Annotated in this window: 18 protein-coding genes; 6 read left to right on the forward strand and 12 right to left on the reverse strand. The window is 72.5% G+C overall.

Going from position 1 to position 18,110, the window contains the following annotated elements; translation table 11 throughout:
- Positions 1-4 precede the first annotated feature (4 nt).
- From ABD987_RS06310 to pyk, 8 genes are all read right to left on the reverse strand, one after another.
- Positions 5-472 carry a peroxiredoxin family protein gene (locus ABD987_RS06310; RefSeq protein ID WP_345387919.1) on the reverse strand — a complete coding sequence of 156 codons (468 nt, stop codon included), beginning with the start codon at positions 470-472 and terminating at the stop codon, positions 5-7.
- Positions 473-524: 52 nt separating this feature from the next.
- The gene (locus ABD987_RS06315; protein WP_345387922.1) at positions 525-1,088 is read right to left on the reverse strand and encodes an RNA polymerase sigma factor; all 564 of its coding nucleotides are present in this window, start codon (positions 1,086-1,088) and stop codon (positions 525-527) included.
- Between the two features lie 118 nt (positions 1,089-1,206).
- On the reverse strand, positions 1,207-4,248 hold the full coding sequence (locus tag ABD987_RS06320) for a helix-turn-helix transcriptional regulator (protein WP_345387924.1): 3,042 nt from the start codon (positions 4,246-4,248) through the stop codon (positions 1,207-1,209).
- 51 nt (positions 4,249-4,299) lie between these two features.
- Positions 4,300-4,512 carry a hypothetical protein gene (locus ABD987_RS06325; RefSeq protein ID WP_345387927.1) on the reverse strand — a complete coding sequence of 71 codons (213 nt, stop codon included), beginning with the start codon at positions 4,510-4,512 and terminating at the stop codon, positions 4,300-4,302.
- A 163-nt stretch (positions 4,513-4,675) separates the two neighbouring features.
- Positions 4,676-4,867 (reverse strand): DUF397 domain-containing protein, encoded by a 192-nt coding sequence (locus ABD987_RS06330; RefSeq protein ID WP_345387929.1) that lies wholly within the window; start codon positions 4,865-4,867, stop codon positions 4,676-4,678.
- A gap of 12 nt (positions 4,868-4,879) precedes the next feature.
- Positions 4,880-5,794, reverse strand: a complete 915-nt coding sequence (locus ABD987_RS06335; protein ID WP_345387931.1) for a helix-turn-helix domain-containing protein — start codon at positions 5,792-5,794, stop codon at positions 4,880-4,882.
- A gap of 371 nt (positions 5,795-6,165) precedes the next feature.
- Entirely contained in the window at positions 6,166-7,065 is a 900-nt protein-coding gene (tesB, locus tag ABD987_RS06340) for an acyl-CoA thioesterase II (RefSeq protein ID WP_345387933.1), read from the reverse strand.
- A gap of 36 nt (positions 7,066-7,101) precedes the next feature.
- Entirely contained in the window at positions 7,102-8,526 is a 1,425-nt protein-coding gene (pyk, locus tag ABD987_RS06345) for a pyruvate kinase (protein ID WP_345387935.1), read from the reverse strand.
- A 339-nt stretch (positions 8,527-8,865) separates the two neighbouring features.
- Between pyk and ABD987_RS06350 the strand changes: the two genes are divergently transcribed.
- Positions 8,866-9,771 (forward strand): hypothetical protein, encoded by a 906-nt coding sequence (locus ABD987_RS06350; RefSeq protein WP_345387937.1) that lies wholly within the window; start codon positions 8,866-8,868, stop codon positions 9,769-9,771.
- A gap of 321 nt (positions 9,772-10,092) precedes the next feature.
- Here the strand turns inward: ABD987_RS06350 and ABD987_RS06355 are convergent, their stop codons facing one another.
- Entirely contained in the window at positions 10,093-10,758 is a 666-nt protein-coding gene (locus tag ABD987_RS06355; protein ID WP_345387939.1) for a DUF2461 domain-containing protein, read from the reverse strand.
- A gap of 43 nt (positions 10,759-10,801) precedes the next feature.
- Between ABD987_RS06355 and ABD987_RS06360 the strand changes: the two genes are divergently transcribed.
- Together ABD987_RS06360 and ABD987_RS06365 are read left to right on the forward strand one after the other, a co-directional pair.
- Entirely contained in the window at positions 10,802-11,221 is a 420-nt protein-coding gene (locus ABD987_RS06360) for an iron chaperone (protein WP_345387941.1), read from the forward strand.
- A gap of 85 nt (positions 11,222-11,306) precedes the next feature.
- On the forward strand, positions 11,307-11,612 hold the full coding sequence (locus tag ABD987_RS06365; RefSeq protein WP_345387943.1) for an ArsR/SmtB family transcription factor: 306 nt from the start codon (positions 11,307-11,309) through the stop codon (positions 11,610-11,612).
- Here the strand turns inward: ABD987_RS06365 and ABD987_RS06370 are convergent.
- Positions 11,609-12,349 (reverse strand): AraC family transcriptional regulator, encoded by a 741-nt coding sequence (locus ABD987_RS06370; protein WP_345387945.1) that lies wholly within the window; start codon positions 12,347-12,349, stop codon positions 11,609-11,611. The genes ABD987_RS06365 and ABD987_RS06370 overlap by 4 nt on opposite strands.
- A gap of 71 nt (positions 12,350-12,420) precedes the next feature.
- Between ABD987_RS06370 and ABD987_RS06375 the strand changes: the two genes are divergently transcribed.
- Positions 12,421-13,575: an MFS transporter gene (locus tag ABD987_RS06375; protein WP_345387948.1), complete on the forward strand. Its 1,155-nt coding sequence runs from the start codon at positions 12,421-12,423 to the stop codon at positions 13,573-13,575.
- A gap of 27 nt (positions 13,576-13,602) precedes the next feature.
- Positions 13,603-15,045: an aromatic amino acid ammonia-lyase gene (locus tag ABD987_RS06380; RefSeq protein ID WP_345387951.1), complete on the forward strand. Its 1,443-nt coding sequence runs from the start codon at positions 13,603-13,605 to the stop codon at positions 15,043-15,045.
- 63 nt (positions 15,046-15,108) lie between these two features.
- On the opposite strand, the gene ABD987_RS06385 is transcribed toward ABD987_RS06380, so the two are convergent.
- Positions 15,109-16,134 (reverse strand): 6-phosphofructokinase, encoded by a 1,026-nt coding sequence (locus ABD987_RS06385; RefSeq protein ID WP_345387954.1) that lies wholly within the window; start codon positions 16,132-16,134, stop codon positions 15,109-15,111.
- 297 nt (positions 16,135-16,431) lie between these two features.
- Here ABD987_RS06385 and ABD987_RS06390 point away from each other — a divergent pair, with 297 nt between their 5' ends.
- Complete coding sequence (locus ABD987_RS06390) at positions 16,432-17,514, forward strand: 3-deoxy-7-phosphoheptulonate synthase (protein WP_345387957.1); 1,083 nt, start codon at positions 16,432-16,434, stop codon at positions 17,512-17,514.
- Between the two features lie 93 nt (positions 17,515-17,607).
- On the opposite strand, the gene ABD987_RS06395 is transcribed toward ABD987_RS06390, so the two are convergent.
- Positions 17,608-18,108 carry a polyadenylate-specific 3'-exoribonuclease AS gene (locus ABD987_RS06395; protein WP_345387960.1) on the reverse strand — a complete coding sequence of 167 codons (501 nt, stop codon included), beginning with the start codon at positions 18,106-18,108 and terminating at the stop codon, positions 17,608-17,610.
- Positions 18,109-18,110: the final 2 nt, after the last annotated feature.

Here is an 18,110-nt window from a genome sequence, read left to right on the forward strand (position 1 = left end):
CTGGTCAGGCCGGAGCGTGCATAGCCGCGATGGCCGCGGTGATGCCCTTTCTGTCGTAGCCGCCGGTCGGCAGGGCGGCGCTGTGCGCGTGCCGGACGACGCCCCGGGCGTCGACGAGGACGCTGCCGGATCGTTGCAGCGCCCCGAACAGCGTCCGGCTCAGGCCGATCATCTCGTGCGGGGTGTCGTCGCGGCCGGTGAGCACCGGGAACGGGATCCCGTGCTTCGCCCGCCATGCGGCCGCCGTCCGGCGGTCCTCGGGGACGGCGATGAGGACACGGACGTTGTCGGCCGCCAGTGTGCCGGCGCTCTTGACGAGGTCCCGGACGTGCCGGCCGCAGACCGGGCACGACGTCGACCGCATGAAATAGAGCAGTACCGCGTGCTCGCCTTCGTAGTCGGAGAGGCGGACGCGCCGTCCCTCGGTGTCCTCCAGCACCAGGCGCGGTGCGGGCGAGCCGGATTCGAGCATGGGGAACTTCCCTTCGCAGTCGGGGGATGTGCCGAAAACAGGCGATGTGGGCTCAGGAACCCGGGGTGACGTCTTCGGGCTCGCCGTGCAGACCACGCCGGACCGCGGTCCTGGCCCGGTGCAGCTGGGACTTCATCGCCGGGACGCTGAGGCCGAGCCGACCGGCCACCGTCTGTCCCGGGTGGCCCAGGACGTCACGCATGATCAGCACCCGGCGCTGGACGTCGGGCAGCGCCCGGATCACCCGCGCGACCCGCTCGGCGTCCAGTCGTTTGAGGACTTCGTCCTCCGCCGAGGCCACGGCCCCGAAGTCCGCCCCGGCTTCTTCGTCGCCGAGCAGCCGCCGGGCGCGGCGCAGGCACTCGTGCCGGACGATCCGGAACATCCAGGAAGCCAGCGCCGCCGAGGCGCGCAGCGTCCCGATCTTGCGATAAAGGACGATCAGCGCTTCCTGTGCCGCGTCCTCGGCGTCCTGCGAAGACGCGCAGAGCTGTTCGGCGAAGCGCCGCACGTGCGGATGCGCGCCGTGCACCACCGCGGTGATCGACTTCAGGTCGCCACCCTGCGCGGCCTTGACGAGTTGCTCACTCGCCCAGCGCTGCCCGGCCACGTCCACCTCCGCGTCCCTGCCGTGCCTCCATCCGGCTTCTCCCTTCCGGCTCGACCATCACCCCCATAAGAGGTCACGTCGCCGCGAAAGGATTCACCCCGGCCCGGATCTTTTCCGCGCTGTCCTATTCGGACGGTGCGGGGGCGGTGAGGAGGCCGCGGTCGTAGGCGATGGCGACGGCCTCCGCGCGACGGCTCGCGCCGAGCTTGGCCATCACCCGCGACAGGTGCACGCTCACGGTCTTCTCGCTGATGTACAGCTCCGCGCCGACCTGGCGGTTGGTCCGGCCGAGGGCGACGCGCTCCAGCACGTCACGCTCGCGGTCGGTCAGCGGATCCGCCGGGGTACGGGCCGCCGCTTCGGCGCCCGGCGGCGCGGCGGCACCGGCCAGCTCGATACGGGCGCGGTGGGCCAGATCGCGGACGGCGTCCCGCAGCGGCACCGCGTCCAGTTCGACGGCCACCGTGTGCGCGGCCTCCAGCGCGGCCGCCGCGGATTCGGCGCCGGGGCCGGCGGCGAGCAGCGCACGCGCGTGCTGCCAGCGGCAGAACGCCTGCTCGTACACCGCGCCGTAGCCGAACGCCTCGGCCGCCTCCGCCCACAGCCGCGGTTCGGGACGGCCGCCGAGCCCGCTCGCGGCGGCCTCCAGCCGGGCCGCCCATGCCCGGCCCTCCGGGCCGAGCGTGCCCGAGCGCGGCATGCCCTCGGCGACACACCGGCGGCCGTGCGCGAGCATGCGCTCCCCCGCCGCCAGCGCGTCGACGGTCGCCCGCTGATCACCCCGGCTCCGTGCCTCCTCCGCCAGCGCGGCCGCGGCCGCCACCCCGTGCGCGGCGATCCGGACCCCGCCCAGCAGCGCCGGTTCGATCCGCTCCAGCCAGTCGATCAGCTCCTCGGCCACGCGGGCCGCCTCGGTGTACCGCCCGCGCCAGTACGCGAGCTGCCCGGCCGCGTCCCCCGCCGACAGCGCGATCTGGATGTCGAAGGTCCAGTGCCTGCGCAGCCCCGGCAGCAACCGCTCGGCCGTGTCGAACCGCCCGCGCGAGACCACGAACAACGCCCAGATCCCGAGCATGCGCGCGGCGACCGCGCCGGACACCCCGCGCCCGGCCCGGCCCGCCGCGTCCTCGTCCGGCCAGTCCCCGCTGAGGTACCGCAGCTGGAGGTGCCGGGCACGCAGTTCGAGCCCGTAGGCGCTCCAGGTGAGCCCGGACTCCTCGGCACGGCGCACCCCGCGCTCGGCGTGCTCCAGCGCCAGGCCGACCTCGGCCTGATCGTCGTAGCTCAGCGTGAGGAAGTACATCGCCCGCACCTCGACGTTGAGCGCGCCCGCCTCACGGGCCTTGGCGATCGCCTGCCGCAGGCGCTCCCTGGCCTCGGCCGCGTCCCCCGACGAGTCGGCGAGCGTGCCGAGGGTGACCAGCGCGGAGGCCTCGGCACCCATCGCGCCCACCTCCCGCGCGTCGGACACCGCGGCGAGCGCGCTCTCCATCGCCTGCTCGTACTGGTCGATCACCCGGAGGATCCCGGCCCGGCTGGCCAGCACCCACGCCCGCGTCGCGCTGGGGCCGGTGTGCTCGACCAGTGCCCAGGCCTGGTCGATCGCCGAGACGGCCTCGTCGATGGTGCCTTCGAGCGAGAGCAGGGTCTCGGCCAGCCGCCGCCACGTCCCGGCGGCGCGTTCGAGCGGGATCTCCGGCGTCAGCGCCTGGGTGGCCGAGCGCGCGTACGCCGTGGCCCGTTCGGGTTCGCCGGTGGTCCCCGCGAAGTAGGACGCGTTGTGCAGCAGCCGCAGCTCGTCGACGCCCTCCGGCCTGCCCTCCTCGGGCACGGCGTCCCAAATGGACAGTGCCTGCTCGACGTGCCGGAGCGCGGCGCCGGGCGCGCCCAGCTTCTCGGCCTCCGCCATCGCGCACCACAGCGCCGTGAGCGCCGTGGCGAAGTCCTTGCTTTCCAGGCTGTGGTAGGCCAGCTTGGCGTCGTGCCCGCGTCCCTGCGGCCGGGCCCTGATCCGCGCCGCGTAGGCCGCGTGCATCCGGCCGCGCTCCCCCGGCAGCAGATCGCCGTACACCGCCTCCTGCAACAGGGCGTGCCGGAAGTCGTAGAACCCGTTCTCGATCACCAGGACGTGGTGCTGCACGGCCTCGCGCAGCGCTTCGTCCAGTTCGGCCTCGCCGAGCCCGGCGACCTCGGACAGCGCGGCGTGCGACACCGAGTCGTTGGCCACCGAGAGCACCCGCAGCACGCGCCGGGTGTCCGGCGGCAGCCGCTCCAGGCGGGCGAGCAGCACCTCGGCGAGCCCGGCGGGCAGGTCACGGCAGTCGGCCGAGCTGGCCAGCAGTTCCTCGGCGAAGAACGGGTTCCCCTCCGACCGGGTGGCGATGTCGGCCACCACGTCGGCGGTGAGCGGCTCGTCCGACAGCGCCTCGACGAACGCGCGCGCGTCGGCGGTGCCGAACGGGAGCAGTCCCACCCGCTCGACGGTGGCCAGCCGGACCAGCTCGGCGAGCAGGGCGCGCAGCGGATGCCGCCGGTGCACGTCCTCCTCGCGGTAGCTGCCCACCACCAGCAGGCGCTGCGCGCGCAGCCGGGTGAGCAGGAACGAGAGCAGGTTGCGGGTCGAGCCGTCGGCCCAGTGCAGGTCCTCGAGCAGGATCACCACCGGCCGGGACTCGGCGATCTCGGTCAGCACCCCCAGTACCGCGTCGAACAATTGGAGCTGACCGAGATCCTGTTCCGCCCGGGGCCGCCGCGGCGCCTCCCGCTCGTTGGCGGTCATCTCCCCGTACTCGCCCGCCAGTGGCGCGTCCGGCTCCTGCCCCTGCGGCAGCAGCCTGCCCAGCGCGGGCCGGGCCCGCACGGCGGCGGCTATCCCCGGATCCGCCGCCGTGCCGAGCGGGGCCAGCGCCTCGGCGAACGGGAGGTAGGGCAGGCCGCCCTCCCGCACGTCGATGCAGCGGCCGGTGAGCACCAGCGCGCCGCGGGCCGCGACGTGCTCACCGAGCTCGGTGAGCAGTCTCGTCTTGCCGACCCCCGCGTCCCCGGACAGCAGCACCGCCCCCGCCTCCCGCCGTTCGGCGCGGGCGAAGGCGGCACCGAGCCGCCGCATCTCGTGGGTGCGGCCGACGAGCGGAATTCCGGAACCGAGTCTGGGCACGAGTGGCATTCTCGCCTACCCCACCGACAAGTTCTTCATCGATTTCGCCGAGCGCGGCCCTTACCGGGTGCTCTCGCTCACGTCCGCCGTGGCCCCTTCGGGCGCGCGGCGCCGCTGGGCGGGCACCTCGACGTCGGTGAACCGCTCGGCCCGCAGCCTGCGGGTCACCCGCCGGATCCGGCCCACCCACGCGCCGCGGCCCGCCTTCCGCAGCTCCTCGGCCCGGTAGGCGGCCTCGGCCCGTACCGCGTCCAGGAGCAGATCGGTGTTCATGTGCTTTCCCCTCGTCCCTGAGTTCGTTGGTGACACTCAGAGTCGTCCTGAGGGCCCGCCCCCGGCATCGGGTGATCACCTCATCCTGGACGCGACTCGACCCCTTACTTCCGCCGAAAACCAGCTCAACGGAGGTAAGGGGTCGAGTGAGGGCCGCCGTGGCTCAGTCGCGCAGGGCGGCCAGCAGACCCTGCCAGCCCGAAGCGGGCAAGCGGAAGGCACCCCCTTCGGGATCCTTCGAGTCGCGTACCGCGGCGCCACCCGCGACGAAGGCGATCTCGACGCAGTCGTTGCCGCCACCGCTGTGGCTGCTCTTACGCCAGTGGGCACGCGAAAGGTCGGTGTCCGGCATCATGACCCCACTTCCTTAGCAATCTTCCTGGACCACGTCCTGGATTCGGTGATGGTGCACTGGAGCCGGCGCGGTCGCCTGTTCGGCGAACCGGCCGGCGGCCTCGGCGATCACCTCGACCGAGTCGTCCGGCTTCAGTGCCGCCGCGCGCAGATGGTCGAACATCAGCGCGTAGCGCCGGACATCGGGGGGTTCCTCCAGGTAGAGGCCGCTGGACGTGCTGTCCACGTAGACCACGTCGGCGTCGGCCTGCTCGGGGAAGCCCATGATCAGGAACGGGCCCTCCATCCCGGGGTGGGCGCCGGTACCGAACGGCACGACCTGGATGGTGACGTTCGGCCGCCCGGCCATCGCCACCATCCGGTACAGCTGCTCGGCCATCACCTCGGCGCTGTCCACCACGCGGTGCAGCACGGCCTCGTCGACCACCGCCCAGTACTCCGGCGGCGTGGCGTCGGCGAACAGCTCCTGGCGCGCCATCCGGGCGGCGACGCGGCGCCGGAGCTCGGCGTCGGCCGCGTCCGGGCGCATCGCCCTGATCACCGCGCGGGCGTACCGCTCGGTCTGCAGCAGGCCGGGGACCAGCAGCGCCTGGAACGCGCGCAGCGAGCTCGCGTCCGCCTCCAGCCCGACGAACGTGCCGGTGAAGACCTCGTTGTACGCGTGCCACCAGCCGCGTTTGCGGGCCTCCCTGGCCAGCTGGACGAGCACCTCCTGCTCGTCGCCGGTGATCCCGTACAGCGCGAGCATGTCCCGCGCGTCCCGCGGGGTGACCCCGACGTGCCCGGTCTCGATGCGGCTGATCTTCGAGGCGGAGCATTCGAGCTTCTCGCCCACCTCGTCGATGGTGAGATCCGCGGCCTCGCGGAACCGGCGCAGCTCGCTCGCGAGTCTCCGGCGGCGAACGGTGGGTCCCTGTCCCCTTGCCATCACGACACCTCCGGCTCTCCGGCGCTGAAGCGCTTTCTCGTGCCGCGTCCAACCGTCGGATCAGGCACTTGGTGGAAGATTAACCCGCGCGAATCCCGGGGCCGACCCGGTGATCGATCTGCAATTTGCAGATCGGGCTTGTATCCTCACGACGGGCGCGGGACGACAGCACGCCGACGTCCCGTGAGCAGGGTAGACGACAGCGCCCGGGCACCACGGTGATCACCCGGTCGTTTTCGGCGGTGGTGAGCCCGGGGCCGTCCCCCGATCGGTCCCGGTCTCACCACCGCACCGCTATTGCCCCATTACCGCACTGAGTATTCCGCTTTTCCGTCGCACGAAAGCGTGAATGTCGCGACGGACGGTGCCACTCAGAGCACGCGCAGCAGTCCTTCCTGCACCACGGTCGCGATGAGCGTGCCGTCGGCGGCGAAGAACCGGCCGGTGGCCAGCCCCCGCGCGCCCGACGCCGTGGGCGAGGCGCTGTCGTAGAGGAACCACTCGTCGGCACGGAACGGGCGGTGGAACCACAGGGCGTGGTCCAGGCTGGCGCCGAGGACCTTGTCGAGGTCCCAGTAGACGCCGTGCCGCGCCAGCACCGAGTCGAGCAGGGTCATGTCCGAGGCGTAGGTCAGCACGCAGACATGCAGCAGCTGCTCGTCGCCGAGCCTCCCGTCCGCGCGCATCCACACCTGGTTGCGCGCCGGGTGCTCGTCGGTGTCCCGGGTGACCCACGGCGGGTCGTTGACGTAGCGCAGGTCGATCGGCCGGGGCTGGGCATGGTGGCCGAGGAAGTAGCCCTCGGCGCGCTCCATCAGCGTCGGCAGCGACTCCGGGGCCGGGACGTCCGGCATCGCCTCGGCGTGCTCGATGCCCGTCTCGTCCTTCTGGAAGGACGCCGAGAGCGAGAAGATCGCCTTCCCGTGCTGGATCGCGACGACCCGGCGGGTGGTGAACGAACGGCCGTCGCGGATGCGGTCGACCTCGTAGATGATCGGCACGCTCGGGTCGCCGCCGCGGATGAAGTACGCGTGCAGCGAGTGGACCCGGCGATCGGCGGGGACGGTGCGCCCGGCCGCGACGAGCGCCTGCCCGGCGACCTGGCCGCCGAACACCCGCACCGGGGAGTGCGCGGGCGAGACACCGCGGAAGATGTTCTCCTCGATCTTCTCCAGATCGAGCAGCGCGACCAGCTTGTCGAGCACGGGCTGGCCGCCGCCACCGGGGTGCGTGTCCAGTCCGGTGGCGGCTTCCCTGGCCATTTCAGTCATGCTTGAACCCTATGCGCCAGGTGCCCGTTCGGTCCGCTAGGCGTGGTCGTCTTCACCGAGGCGATGGACGCGGATCAGGTTGGTCGAGCCGACCGTCCCCGGCGGCGAACCGGCGACGATGACGACCAGATCACCCTTGGCGTACTTGCCCATCTCCAGCATCGCGTGGTCGACCTGCTGGATCATCTGGTCGGTCGAGTCCACTTTGGGCACGATGCGGGTCGTGGTGCCCCACGTCATCGCCAGCTGGCTGCGCACGCTCTCCTCCGGCGTGAACGCCAGCAACGGCAGGCGGGTGTGCAGCCGGGCGAGGCGGCGCACCGTGTCGCCGGACTGTGTGAACGCCACCAGCGCCTTGGCGTTGAGCCGCTCGCCGATGTCCCGCGCCGCGTAGGAGATCACGCCGCGCTTGGTGCGCGGGACGTGCGAAAGCGGCGGCACGACCGGCGAATCGGTCTCGACCGCCTCGACGATCCGGCCCATCGTCTGCACCGTCTCGATCGGGTAGCGGCCCACGCTCGTCTCGCCGGAGAGCATCACCGCGTCGGTGCCGTCGAGGACCGCGTTCGCGACGTCGGAGGCCTCGGCGCGGGTCGGGCGCGAGTTGTTGATCATCGACTCGAGCATCTGCGTCGCGACGATGACCGGCTTGGCGTTCTCGCGGCAGATCTGGATGGCGCGCTTCTGCACCAGCGGGACCTGCTCCAGCGGCAGCTCGACGCCGAGGTCGCCGCGGGCGACCATCACCGCGTCGAAGGCCAGCACGACCGCTTCGAGGTTGTAGACGGCCTCGGGCTTCTCGATCTTGGCGACCACCGGCCTGCGGCCCTTGCCGACCCGGTCCATGACCTGGTGCACCAGGTCGATGTCGGCGGGCGAGCGGACGAACGAGAGCGCGATGAAGTCGACGCCGAGTTCGAGCGCGAACTCCAGGTCCTCGATGTCCTTTTCGGACAGTGCGGGGACGGAGACGTCCATCCCGGGCAGGGAGACGCCCTTGTTGTTGCTGACCGGGCCGCCCTCGGTCACCTCGCACACGACGTCCTGGCCGTCGACCTCCTTCACCACGAGGCCGACCTTGCCGTCGTCGACGAGCAGCCGGTCGCCGGGCTTGGCGTCCTTGGCGAGGCCCTTGTAGGTGGTCGAGACGCGTTCGTGGGTGCCAACCACGTCCTCGACGGTGATGCGCACGACGTCACCGGCGTGCCATTCGACAGGGCCGCTCGCGAACGTGCCCAAACGGATCTTCGGACCCTGCAGGTCGGCGAGGATGCCGACCGCCCGGCCCGACTCGGCGGCCGCGGCCCGGACGAGGTCGTAGACCTGTTTGTGGTCGCTGTGGCTGCCGTGGCTGAAGTTCATCCTCGCGACGTCCATCCCGGCGTCGACGAGGGCCCGCATCTTCTCCGCCGTGGCGGTGGCAGGGCCAAGGGTACAAACGATCTTCGCGCGTCGGCTCACGTTCGCACAGCGTAGTACGTCGTCCTCCGTTCGTCTGTACCGATCCCGAATGTTCAAGTTGCCGTGTTCAGAAAGCCCCGGGTGCGCGTAACCTCTGTGGCCATGTCGACGGTTGCGCGCCTCGTCGCGCTCCTCGCGGTTTTTCTTGCTCCGAGCTGCGGAACTCCTTCGTCCGATCGGACGCACTCCGGCTGGGAGTCCGTCCCGTCACCCGCCCCGGGCGCGCGGATACTGGGATTTGCGCGACTCGGTGGCGACACGCGCGTGTTCGGCTCGGTGCCCGGCCCCGAGGGCCGCGCGCCGGGGGCGTGGACGTGGCATGCCGGACACTGGGAGCCGATGACGCTGCGTGCCCGGAGCGGCTACGGCGCGCAGGCCGAGCTGACCGTGCCCGCGACGGACGGTGACCGGTTGCTGGCGCTCGGCTCGGCGTTCGGCGGCGCGCACGGCAACCCGCGGCCGACGATCTGGGCGGGCGGCCCGGCGGGCCTGACCGAGTACCCGCAGGGCATGGAACTGCTGGGCGGGCCGAGGGCGATCACCGTGTCCGGCAGCGCGGCCGGGCCCTCGGCCTACGTCCTGAGCGGGCAGTGGGAGCACCCGCGCGGGGGTGTCGGCGCGTCCGTGTGGGTCTCGGCGGACGGTGCCGACTGGTCGCGGCTCGACGAGGACCCGGCGCTGCTGAGCACGCCGGGTGAACAGACCCGGATCCTCGCGACGGCACACGCCGCGGACGGGTTCGTGGCGGTGGGCGACGCCCGCTCGGACCGGCTCGCGCCGACGGTGTGGACCTCGGGCGAGGGCCGGTCCTGGCGGCGGGAAGCGCTTCCCTCGGACGGGACCTGGGACGCTTCGGCCTGGCGGATCACCTGCCGCGAGTCCTGCTTCGCGGCCGGTGTCGCCGCGCGTCCCGGTGGCGGCCCGCAGCGGGTGGCGTGCTGGACACGGGAGGGGACCGCGTGGCGGCCGATGGTCCTGAGCGGTCCCGAGGTGCCGGGCGCCGAGCTGCTGGAGGTGACCGGGGCGAGCCGGGACGAAAGCGGCACCGCGCTGGTGACGGGCAAGGCCGGCGGGAAACCACGGCTGTGGCGGTTCGGCCCCGGGTGCGGCGGGTTCGCCGAACTGCCGCTGCCCGAGGACGTCCCGGAGATCACCGCGTTCGCCGACGGCGGCACCGCGTTGCTCGCCACGACCGGCCGGGAAAGGAGCGGCCTGTGGCGCCGCGCGCTGTCCGCGCCCGTATGAGCCGTCTCGGCACGGCCAGGATGTCCCCGGCGCACGAGCGCCCGAATGTGGCGTTCGGTGCGCTGGACGCGGCGAATGTGGCATTGGGTGCGTTGAACGCACCCAATGCCACATTGGGAGTCTCTCGCCAGGCGCGACCGGGGTGGCCGGGCGAGGGTGTCTCGTACGGGCCGTTGGGGACGCTCAACGGCCCCGACGCTCCGTACGCGACGCGACCTTCGGCCGCGGCCAGTGTCCCGAATGCGACATTCGCGACACCGGCACAACCCCAACCACGACCGAGAAAACCTCATTGGGGCGCTCGCCGAGGGCGCCCGCCGGTCAGCGGCGGGGTTGTTCGCTGGGGCCGACGCGGTCGCGGGCCCACTCGTTGAAGGCGCGGACCTGGCGCCACGCCTTGCGTACCCGGTCGAGGGCACCGCGTTCGTGCAGCACGTCGTCCGGCTCCCAGACGCGGACGGCGTAGACCGAGCGGTAACGCAACAGATCGAGCCGGGGATGGTCCTCGGCGAAGCCGCGCGGCCGGGACTTCAGCCGGTCACCGCCGATCTCCCAGCCCGCTCGCCGTAGTTTCGCGAGGAGCTTCTCCAGTTCCGTGCCGTGCAGTTCGGTGTCGACCGCGGTCCGGAAGCGGGCCAGCTGGTCGGACGCCAGGTGGAAGCAGCCGCCGCCGACCCGGAGGCCGTCCGGGCCGACCTCGACGTAGTACGCGCCGCCGCCCCTCCCCTGTTCGATGACGGCGCCGCAGTGCGTCTTGTACGGCGTCTTGTCCTTGGCGAAGCGGACGTCGCGGTAGGGCCGGAAAACCTTCGGCTCGCCGAAACCCTCGCCGAACTCCGGGGCCAGCTCGGCCAGCAGCGCCTCCATCGGCGCGCGCACGTCCGCCTTGTACACCGCCAGGTTGTCGTCCCAGTAGACCTTGGAATTGTCCGCGACCAGCCCGTCGAAGAACTCGACCGCGTACTCTCCGAATCCCGTGAACCTCACCCGGGCACGATAATGCGCACCACCGACACTCCCGGGAGGCACCATGGCGACGCAGGGGAAATCGACGGCGGCCACCCACGAGGAGTACCTGTCCGGGCTCGCCGAACCCCGGCGGGGTGAGCTGCGCGCGCTGCACGAACTGGTCCGCGCGACCGTGCCGGAGCTGGCGCCGACGATGGAGTTCGGGATGCCCGGCTACGGCAGATACCACTACCGGTACGCCTCGGGCCGCGAAGGCGACTGGGCGCTCGTGATGCTGGCGAGCAACAAGAACTACATCTCGCTCTACGTCACGTCCGTGGTCGGTGACCGCTATCTGGCCGAGTCGTACGCCGAGCGGCTGCCCAAGGCGTCGGTCGGGAAGAGCTGTGTCCGCTTCAAGCGGGTGTCCGATGTGGACACGGCGGTGCTCGCCGAACTGCTCAGGGAGGCGGCGGCCCACCCGCCGGGCGAACTCGCCTGAGCGGGCGCCGGTTCGGCCCGGCCATGCCTCGCGCGGTTCGAACATGCCTTGACAGGAATATGCGAGCTGCGGTCAGATTTCCGGTGTGACGCATACCTTCGACGTCCTCGCCGAGCCCCGGCGCCGGTCGATCCTCGACCTGCTCCGCGAGGGCGAACGGTCCGTCGGCGAGCTCGTCGACCAGCTGGAGCTGAGCCAGCCCGCGGTGTCCAAGCACCTGCGCGTGCTGCGCGAGGCCGGGTTGGTGACCGTGCGGGTCGCCGCGCAGCGCCGCTGCTACCGGTTGCGCCCGGAACCCCTCGCCGAGATCGACGCCTGGCTCGCCCCGTACCGGCACTTCTGGTCGGGCAGGCTCGACGCGCTGGAACGGCGACTGGAGGAGACCGACTAGCGCGCGTACCGGCCGGGGGTGTGCCCGAAGGCGCGGCGGTAGACGTCGATGAACGCGCTCGGCGTCGACCAGCCGCAGCGGTGCGCGACCACGGTGACCGGCACGTCCCGCGCCAGCAGGACGAGCGCGTGGTGCAGCCGGGACTGGGTGCGCCACTGGGGAAAGGTCATGCCCAGCTCCGCGCGGAACAGCCGGGACAGGGTGCGCTCCCCCGCCCCGGCCACCGCGCCGAACGCGGCGAGCGACCGGCCGTCGGCCGGGTCGGCGTGCAGGGCGGCGCACACCGCGACGAGCCGCGGATCGCGCGGGGCGGGCAGGTGCACCGGGCGCGCGGACGCGGGCCGCAGCCGGTCGAGCAGCACCGCGCGGAGCCGGGCGCGCTCCCCGGCGTCGCCGCCGGGGTCCTGGGTGGCCGCGATGAGCAGTTCGCGCAGCAACGGGGTCACCGCCAGCGCCGTCGGCGCGGTGAGCTCCAACGGGTTCTCCCCCGGCGCGAATCCCACCAGGTGCACGTCGGTGGTGCCGTAGGCGCGGTGGCCGTGCGTGGTCCTCGCGGGCACCCAGATCGCGAGGCTCGGCGGGATCGTCCAGCGTCCCTCGCCGGTCGTGACGGAGAGAACGCCCGTGGCCGCGTAGACGATCTGGTGCTCGTCGTGCCAGTGCGTGTCGATGGCGCCGCCCGGGGCGAGCCTGCGCAGCGCGGTGGGTGCTTCGGGCTGATGGCGGTAAATCGACACTGTTTGGCATCTTACCGAAACTCGGCCGGTCCCCTCGAGGTGAGGCTGAGCGGGTGTCGACTACTCCTCGTGTGCGTACGCACCTGCTGGCGGCCGGTCACGCCTGTCTCGACTTCTACCAAGGCGTCGTCCCGGTGCTCATCCCGTTCCTGGTGGCCGAGCGGCATTACGGCTACGTCGCGGTGTCCGGGTTCGTCCTGGCCGCGACGGTGCTGTCCTCGGTCGCGCAGCCGGTGTTCGGGCTGCTGACCGACCGGTGGCGGCTGCGCTGGCTGGTGCCCGCCGGGACGGTCGCCGCGGGCGTCGGCGTGGCGCTGGTGGGCGCCGGGAACTCCTATCCGTGGACGCTGGGCGCGATCGCGCTGGCCGGGCTGGGGGTCGCCGCCTACCACCCCGAGGCCGCCCGGCTGGCGCGTGCGGTCACCGCGGGCGACCACCGCGGGATGAGCTGGTTTTCGCTCGGCGGCAACGTCGGCTTCGCGCTGGCGCCCGTCGTCGCGGCCCCGGTGCTGGCGACGGGCGGGCTCTCCGCCGCGCCGCTGCTGGCCGTCCCCGCCGTGCTCGGGACGCTGCTCACGCTGCCGCTGCTGCGGCGGGGCCCGGCCGCCGCCCGCCCGGTGACCGAACGGCGGGGCACCGACGACTGGCGCGGATTCCGCAGGCTCACCCTCGTGATCGTGCTGCGCTCGATCGGCTACGTCGGGCTGAGCACGTTCGTGGGACTGTTCGCCCAGCAGCGGCTCGGCGCGGGCAGCACGGCCGGGTCGGTCGCCGTCTTCGTGCTGTTCGCCGGTGGCGCGGCCGGGACCGTGCTGGGCGGGCGGCTCGCGGAACGCTGGGGCCGGATCCGCGTCACCCGGGCGGCGTACGCGGTGGCGACCGCGGCGGTCGCCGGGGTGGTGCTCGTGCCCGGTCCGGCGCTCTACGTCTTCGTCGCCGTGGCCGCCGTCGCGTTGTACGTGCCGTTCTCGCTGCACATCACGCTGGGGCAGGACTACCTCCCGCACCGGACCGGGGTGGCGGGCGGGGTGACCCTCGGCCTCGCGGTCAGCGTCGGCGGGGTGGCCACCCCGGTGCTCGGCGCGGTCGCGTCGGCGACGTCACTGCACCTGGCCGTCGCGCTGCTGGTCCTGCCCACCGCCGGGGCGTGGCTCGTCGCACGCCTGCTGGCCGAGCCGGTGGCATCCGGCCCCGCCCGCCCGGTGACCCGGAGTGGCGCCTCATAGTGTGGCGGTCGGGAAAGGAGGCCGCCGGTGATCAGAGTGGACGGCCGGACGTTGCGGTGCGCGGACGTGGTGACGGCGGCGGCGACCGAGGGTCCGCTGGAGACCGACGTGTCCATCGCCGCGCTCCGCGGCGCCGAGCACGCGTGGAAGCTCGCCGAGGACCTGAGCACCCGGCGGATCGTCTACGGCCGCACCACCGGGGTCGGCGCGAACAAGGACGACGTCGTCACCGGCGAGGACCCGGTCGAACACGGGCGGCGGCTGCTGCGCAGTCACGCGGGCGGCAGCGGGGACACGATGCCGCGCGGTCAGGTCCGGGCGATGATGCTGATCCGGCTCAACCAGCTGCTGGCCGGGCGGTCCGGGGCCAGCCCCGCGCTGATCGGCGCGCTCGCCACGGCGGTGAAGACCGGGGCGCTGCCGCTGGTGCACCGGTTCGGCGCGATCGGCACCGGCGACCTCGCCCCGCTGGCCGAGACCGCGCTCGCGCTCACCGGCGAACGGCCCTGGGTGCGCGGCGCGGTCCCGCCGGTGCCCGTCCACGCGGGGGACGCGCTCGCGTTCATGAGCAGCAACGCCGCGACGCTCGCGGAAGCGACCCTCGCCGCGATGCGGCTGGACACGCTGACGCGCGCGAGTCACGCCGTCGCCGCGCTGACCTACATCGCGCTCGACGGCAACCCCGAGGCCTACGCGACGCCGGTGCACGAAGCGCGTCCGCACGCCGGGCAGGTCGCGTGCGCGGCGGAGATGCGGCGGCTGCTCGGGATGCACGGCACGCCGCGGCCGGGACGGCGGATCCAGGACCCGTTCGGCCTGCGCGCGTTCCCGCAGGTGCAGGGCCCGGCGCTGGACGCGATCCACTACCTGCGGGACGTGCTGGCCGTGGAAGTCAACGCCAGCACGGAAAACCCGATGATCTCGACCGTGCACGGCGACGCCTACCACCACGCGCACTTCCACACCGCGTACGTGTCGACGGCGCTGGACCAGGCACGGGCGACGGTGCACCAGGTCGCGGAGCTGTCCGTGGCCCGGCTCGGCGACCTGCTGGAACCGGAGTTCACCGGGCTGCGGCCGTTCCTCGCGGCGGGACCGGCGGGCAGCTCCGGGCTGATGATCCTGGAGTACGTCGCGCACGACGCGCTCACCGAGCTGCGGCAGGCGGCGCTGCCCGCGACGCTGGGCACCGCGGTGGTGTCACGCGGGATCGAGGACCACGCCAGCTTTTCGACGCAGGCCGCGCGGGCCGGGACCGCCGCCGCGGCGGCGTACCAGCAGGTGCTGGCGTGCGAGCTGGTCGCGGCGGTGCGGGCGCTGCGGATCCGGAAGGCGGAGCTGGTCGACCTGCCGGTGCGCGACGCCTACGCCGCCGCGTCCGCCGTGCTCGACCCGTGCCTGGACGACCGCCCGCTCACCGAGGACATCGCGCACGCCGTCGAGATCCTGGACGTACTGGCGCGGATCTGATGGTCCGTGAATGCCACATTGAGGGATTCTGAGTCCCTCAATGTGGCATTCACGGACGGACACTCAGCCGAAGAAGACTTCGGCCTCTTCGTAGCGCTCGACCGGGACGGTCTTGAGCTCCGCGGTGGCTTCGGACAGCTTGACGCGGACGATGTCGGTGCCCTTCAGCGCGACCATGACGCCGAAGTCGCCGTCGGCGACCGCGTCCACCGCGTGCAGGCCGAACCGGGTGGCGAGCACCCGGTCGTAGGCGGTCGGCGTGCCGCCGCGCTGGACGTGGCCGAGCACGACCGCGCGGGACTCCTTGCCGGTGCGCGCGGCGATCTCGTCGGCCAGCCAGGTGCCGATGCCGCCGAGCCGGACGTGTCCGAAGGCGTCCTTCTCGCCGGTCAGCAGCTTCTCCTCGCCGCCCTCGGGAAGCGCTCCCTCGGCGACGACGATGATCGGCGCGTACTCCTTCTCGAAGCGGCGCTCGACCCAGGAGACGACCTGCTCGACCGAGAAGTGCCGCTCCGGCACCAGGATCACGCTCGCGCCGCCGGCGAGACCGGAGTGCAGCGCGATCCAGCCCGCGTGCCTGCCCATGACCTCGACGACCAGCGCGCGGTGGTGCGACTCGGCGGTGGTGTGCAGCCGGTCGATCGCCTCGGTGGCGATGGACACCGCGGTGTCGAAGCCGAAGGTGTAGTCGGTGGCGCCGAGGTCGTTGTCGATCGTCTTGGGCACGCCGACGACGCCGATACCGTCGTCGGTGAGCCGCTTCGCCACGCCGAGGGTGTCCTCGCCGCCGATCGCGATCAGCGCGTCGACACCCTGGTCGGCGAGCACCGCCTTGATCTTCTCGACGCCGCCCTCGACCTTGTACGGGTTGGTCCGCGAGGAGCGCAGGATGGTGCCGCCCCTGGTGAGGATGTCCTCGACGTCGCGGAGGCCCAGCGGCTTGCTCTCGCCGGTGAGCGGCCCCTGCCACCCGTTGCGGAAGCCGACGAACTCCCAGCCGTGCACCTCGACGCCCTTGCGCACCACCGCGCGGATGACCGCGTTGAGCCCCGGGCAGTCGCCGCCGCCGGTCAGCACCCCGACACGCATCTGAAGCCTCCGTGTATGTCCTGTGGTTCCTGGAGATGACAGTCACATTTCGCCTTGCGCCGCCAGGGTAGCGGCTTTCCTCTTGATCGGTGCAGGGCGGACCACGTGGGGAATCGGTCCGGGCCGCGAACCGTTCTGCTACGGTGGCGGCGTGCAGCGCTATTTCTGGTTTACGAAGCCGGCCCCGGGTGGGCACGGCGGCGTGAACCTGCGCTGAGTCCCACCCCGAGCCGGAATCGCGAAACCGGCTCGGTGCTCTCTCGCGGGTCGGTGTCCACCAGGAAGGAACCACCCGCCATGTCTCCCCTCGCCGGGCCCGCCACCCTCACCCCGCTCGACGCCCAGCGCACCACGAGCGTCAGCCCGCTCATCTCCCCCGCCCTGCTACGCGAGGACCATCCCGTCGACGCGGCGGTAGCGAAGGTCGTGCACCAGGGCCGCGCGGAGACCGTCGACATCCTCGACGGCCGCGACGACCGGCTGCTCGTCGTCGTCGGCCCGTGCTCGGTGCACGACACCGAAGCCGCCCTCGACTACGCCCGCCGTCTCGCCGCGAAGGCCGAGGAACTGCGCGGCGAACTGCACGTCGTCATGCGGGTGTACTTCGAGAAGCCGCGCACGACGCTGGGCTGGAAGGGCCTGATCAACGACCCCGACCTCGACGGCACCTTCGCGGTCAACAAGGGCCTGCGGATGGCGCGGCGGCTGCTGCTCGACGTGTCCGCGCTGGGCCTGCCGGTGGGCTGCGAGTTCCTCGACCCGATCACCCCGCAGTTCATCGCCGACGTCGTCACCTGGGGATCGATCGGCGCGCGGACGGCCGCGAGCCAGGTGCACCGGCAGCTGTGCAGCGCGCTGTCGATGCCGGTCGGGATCAAGAACTCGACCGAGGGCGACGTCCAGGTCGCGGTCGACGCCACCCGCGCCGCGGCGGCGAGCCACGTCTTCGCCGGGATCAACTCCGACGGGCTGGCCGCGCTGCTCACGACGTCGGGGAACCCGGACTGCCACGTCATCCTGCGCGGCGGCTCGGCGGGGCCGAACCACGACGCTTCGACGGTGTCGGACACCCTCGGGCGGCTCCGGAAGTCCGGGCTGGCCGAGCGGGTGATCATCGACGCGAGCCACGGCAACAGCGGGAAGGACCACGTGCGCCAGGCCGAGGTCGTCCGCGAGCTGGCCGGGCGGATCGGCGCCGGTGAACGCGGTGTCGCCGGGCTGATGCTGGAGAGCTTCCTCGCCGCCGGACGCCAGGACCTCGCGCTGGGCCGCGGCGGCGAGCTGACCTACGGCCAGAGCATCACCGACGCCTGCATGGACTGGGACACCACCGAGGACCTGCTGGACACCCTCGCCGAGGCCGTCCGCACCCGCCGCTGAGCCCCGCCTTCGAACGCCCCAATGTGGCATTGGGTGCGCTCAACGCACCGAACGCCACATTGGGGCGCATGACCGCGTCCGGAGCGGGACCGGTCAGCGGCGGGGGCGGGCGGTGCGCCAGACGTCCTCGATGACGCGCCAGCGCTCGAAGTTGTGGCGGGCGTCGGCGAGGGCGTCGTGGGCGTCGGTGGGCGCCGCGGGCAGCTTCGGCTTGCCCACGTCCTCCCACCGCTGCCGCAGGTCGCGGGTGAACCGGGGCAGCTGCCGGGGCAGCGCGGGCATCGGGCCCCACAGCTGGGCCAGCGCGACGTGGTCGTAGGCGGCGAACCAGGCCCACAGCTCGATCCCGCCGGGCGGCTTCCCGAGGAACTCCAGCAGGTCGGCGCGGATGCGCTCGCGTCCGCGCCAGGCCGGGTCCCCGGGCGAGGGCAGCTTCGGCAGCACGTTCTCGCGGACCCACGGCCCGGCCTTGCCCGGATCGAAATCGGTGGAGACCGCGTAGAACTCGCGGCCACGTTCGTCAACGACACCGATCGACACCAGGTCGATCGTCACGCCGTCCTCGATGAATTCGGTGTCGTAGAAAAAACGCACCG

Origin of the sequence: Amycolatopsis samaneae, from assembly GCF_039541975.1 — a bacterium.
GTDB lineage: Bacteria > Actinomycetota > Actinomycetes > Mycobacteriales > Pseudonocardiaceae > Amycolatopsis > Amycolatopsis samaneae.

Coding starts and splice junctions, on each gene's coding strand:
- ABD987_RS06310 (WP_345387919.1), bottom strand. CDS start 472: ATGCTCGAATCCGGCTCGCCCGCACCGCGCCTGGTGCTGGAGGACACC.
- ABD987_RS06320 (WP_345387924.1), bottom strand. CDS start 4,248: ATGCCACTCGTGCCCAGACTCGGTTCCGGAATTCCGCTCGTCGGCCGC.
- ABD987_RS06325 (WP_345387927.1), bottom strand. CDS start 4,512: ATGAACACCGATCTGCTCCTGGACGCGGTACGGGCCGAGGCCGCCTAC.
- ABD987_RS06330 (WP_345387929.1), bottom strand. CDS start 4,867: ATGATGCCGGACACCGACCTTTCGCGTGCCCACTGGCGTAAGAGCAGC.
- ABD987_RS06335 (WP_345387931.1), bottom strand. CDS start 5,794: ATGGCAAGGGGACAGGGACCCACCGTTCGCCGCCGGAGACTCGCGAGC.
- tesB (WP_345387933.1), bottom strand. CDS start 7,065: ATGACTGAAATGGCCAGGGAAGCCGCCACCGGACTGGACACGCACCCC.
- ABD987_RS06350 (WP_345387937.1), top strand. CDS start 8,866: ATGACGCTGCGTGCCCGGAGCGGCTACGGCGCGCAGGCCGAGCTGACC.
- ABD987_RS06360 (WP_345387941.1), top strand. CDS start 10,802: ATGGCGACGCAGGGGAAATCGACGGCGGCCACCCACGAGGAGTACCTG.
- ABD987_RS06385 (WP_345387954.1), bottom strand. CDS start 16,134: ATGCGTGTCGGGGTGCTGACCGGCGGCGGCGACTGCCCGGGGCTCAAC.
- ABD987_RS06390 (WP_345387957.1), top strand. CDS start 16,432: ATGTCTCCCCTCGCCGGGCCCGCCACCCTCACCCCGCTCGACGCCCAG.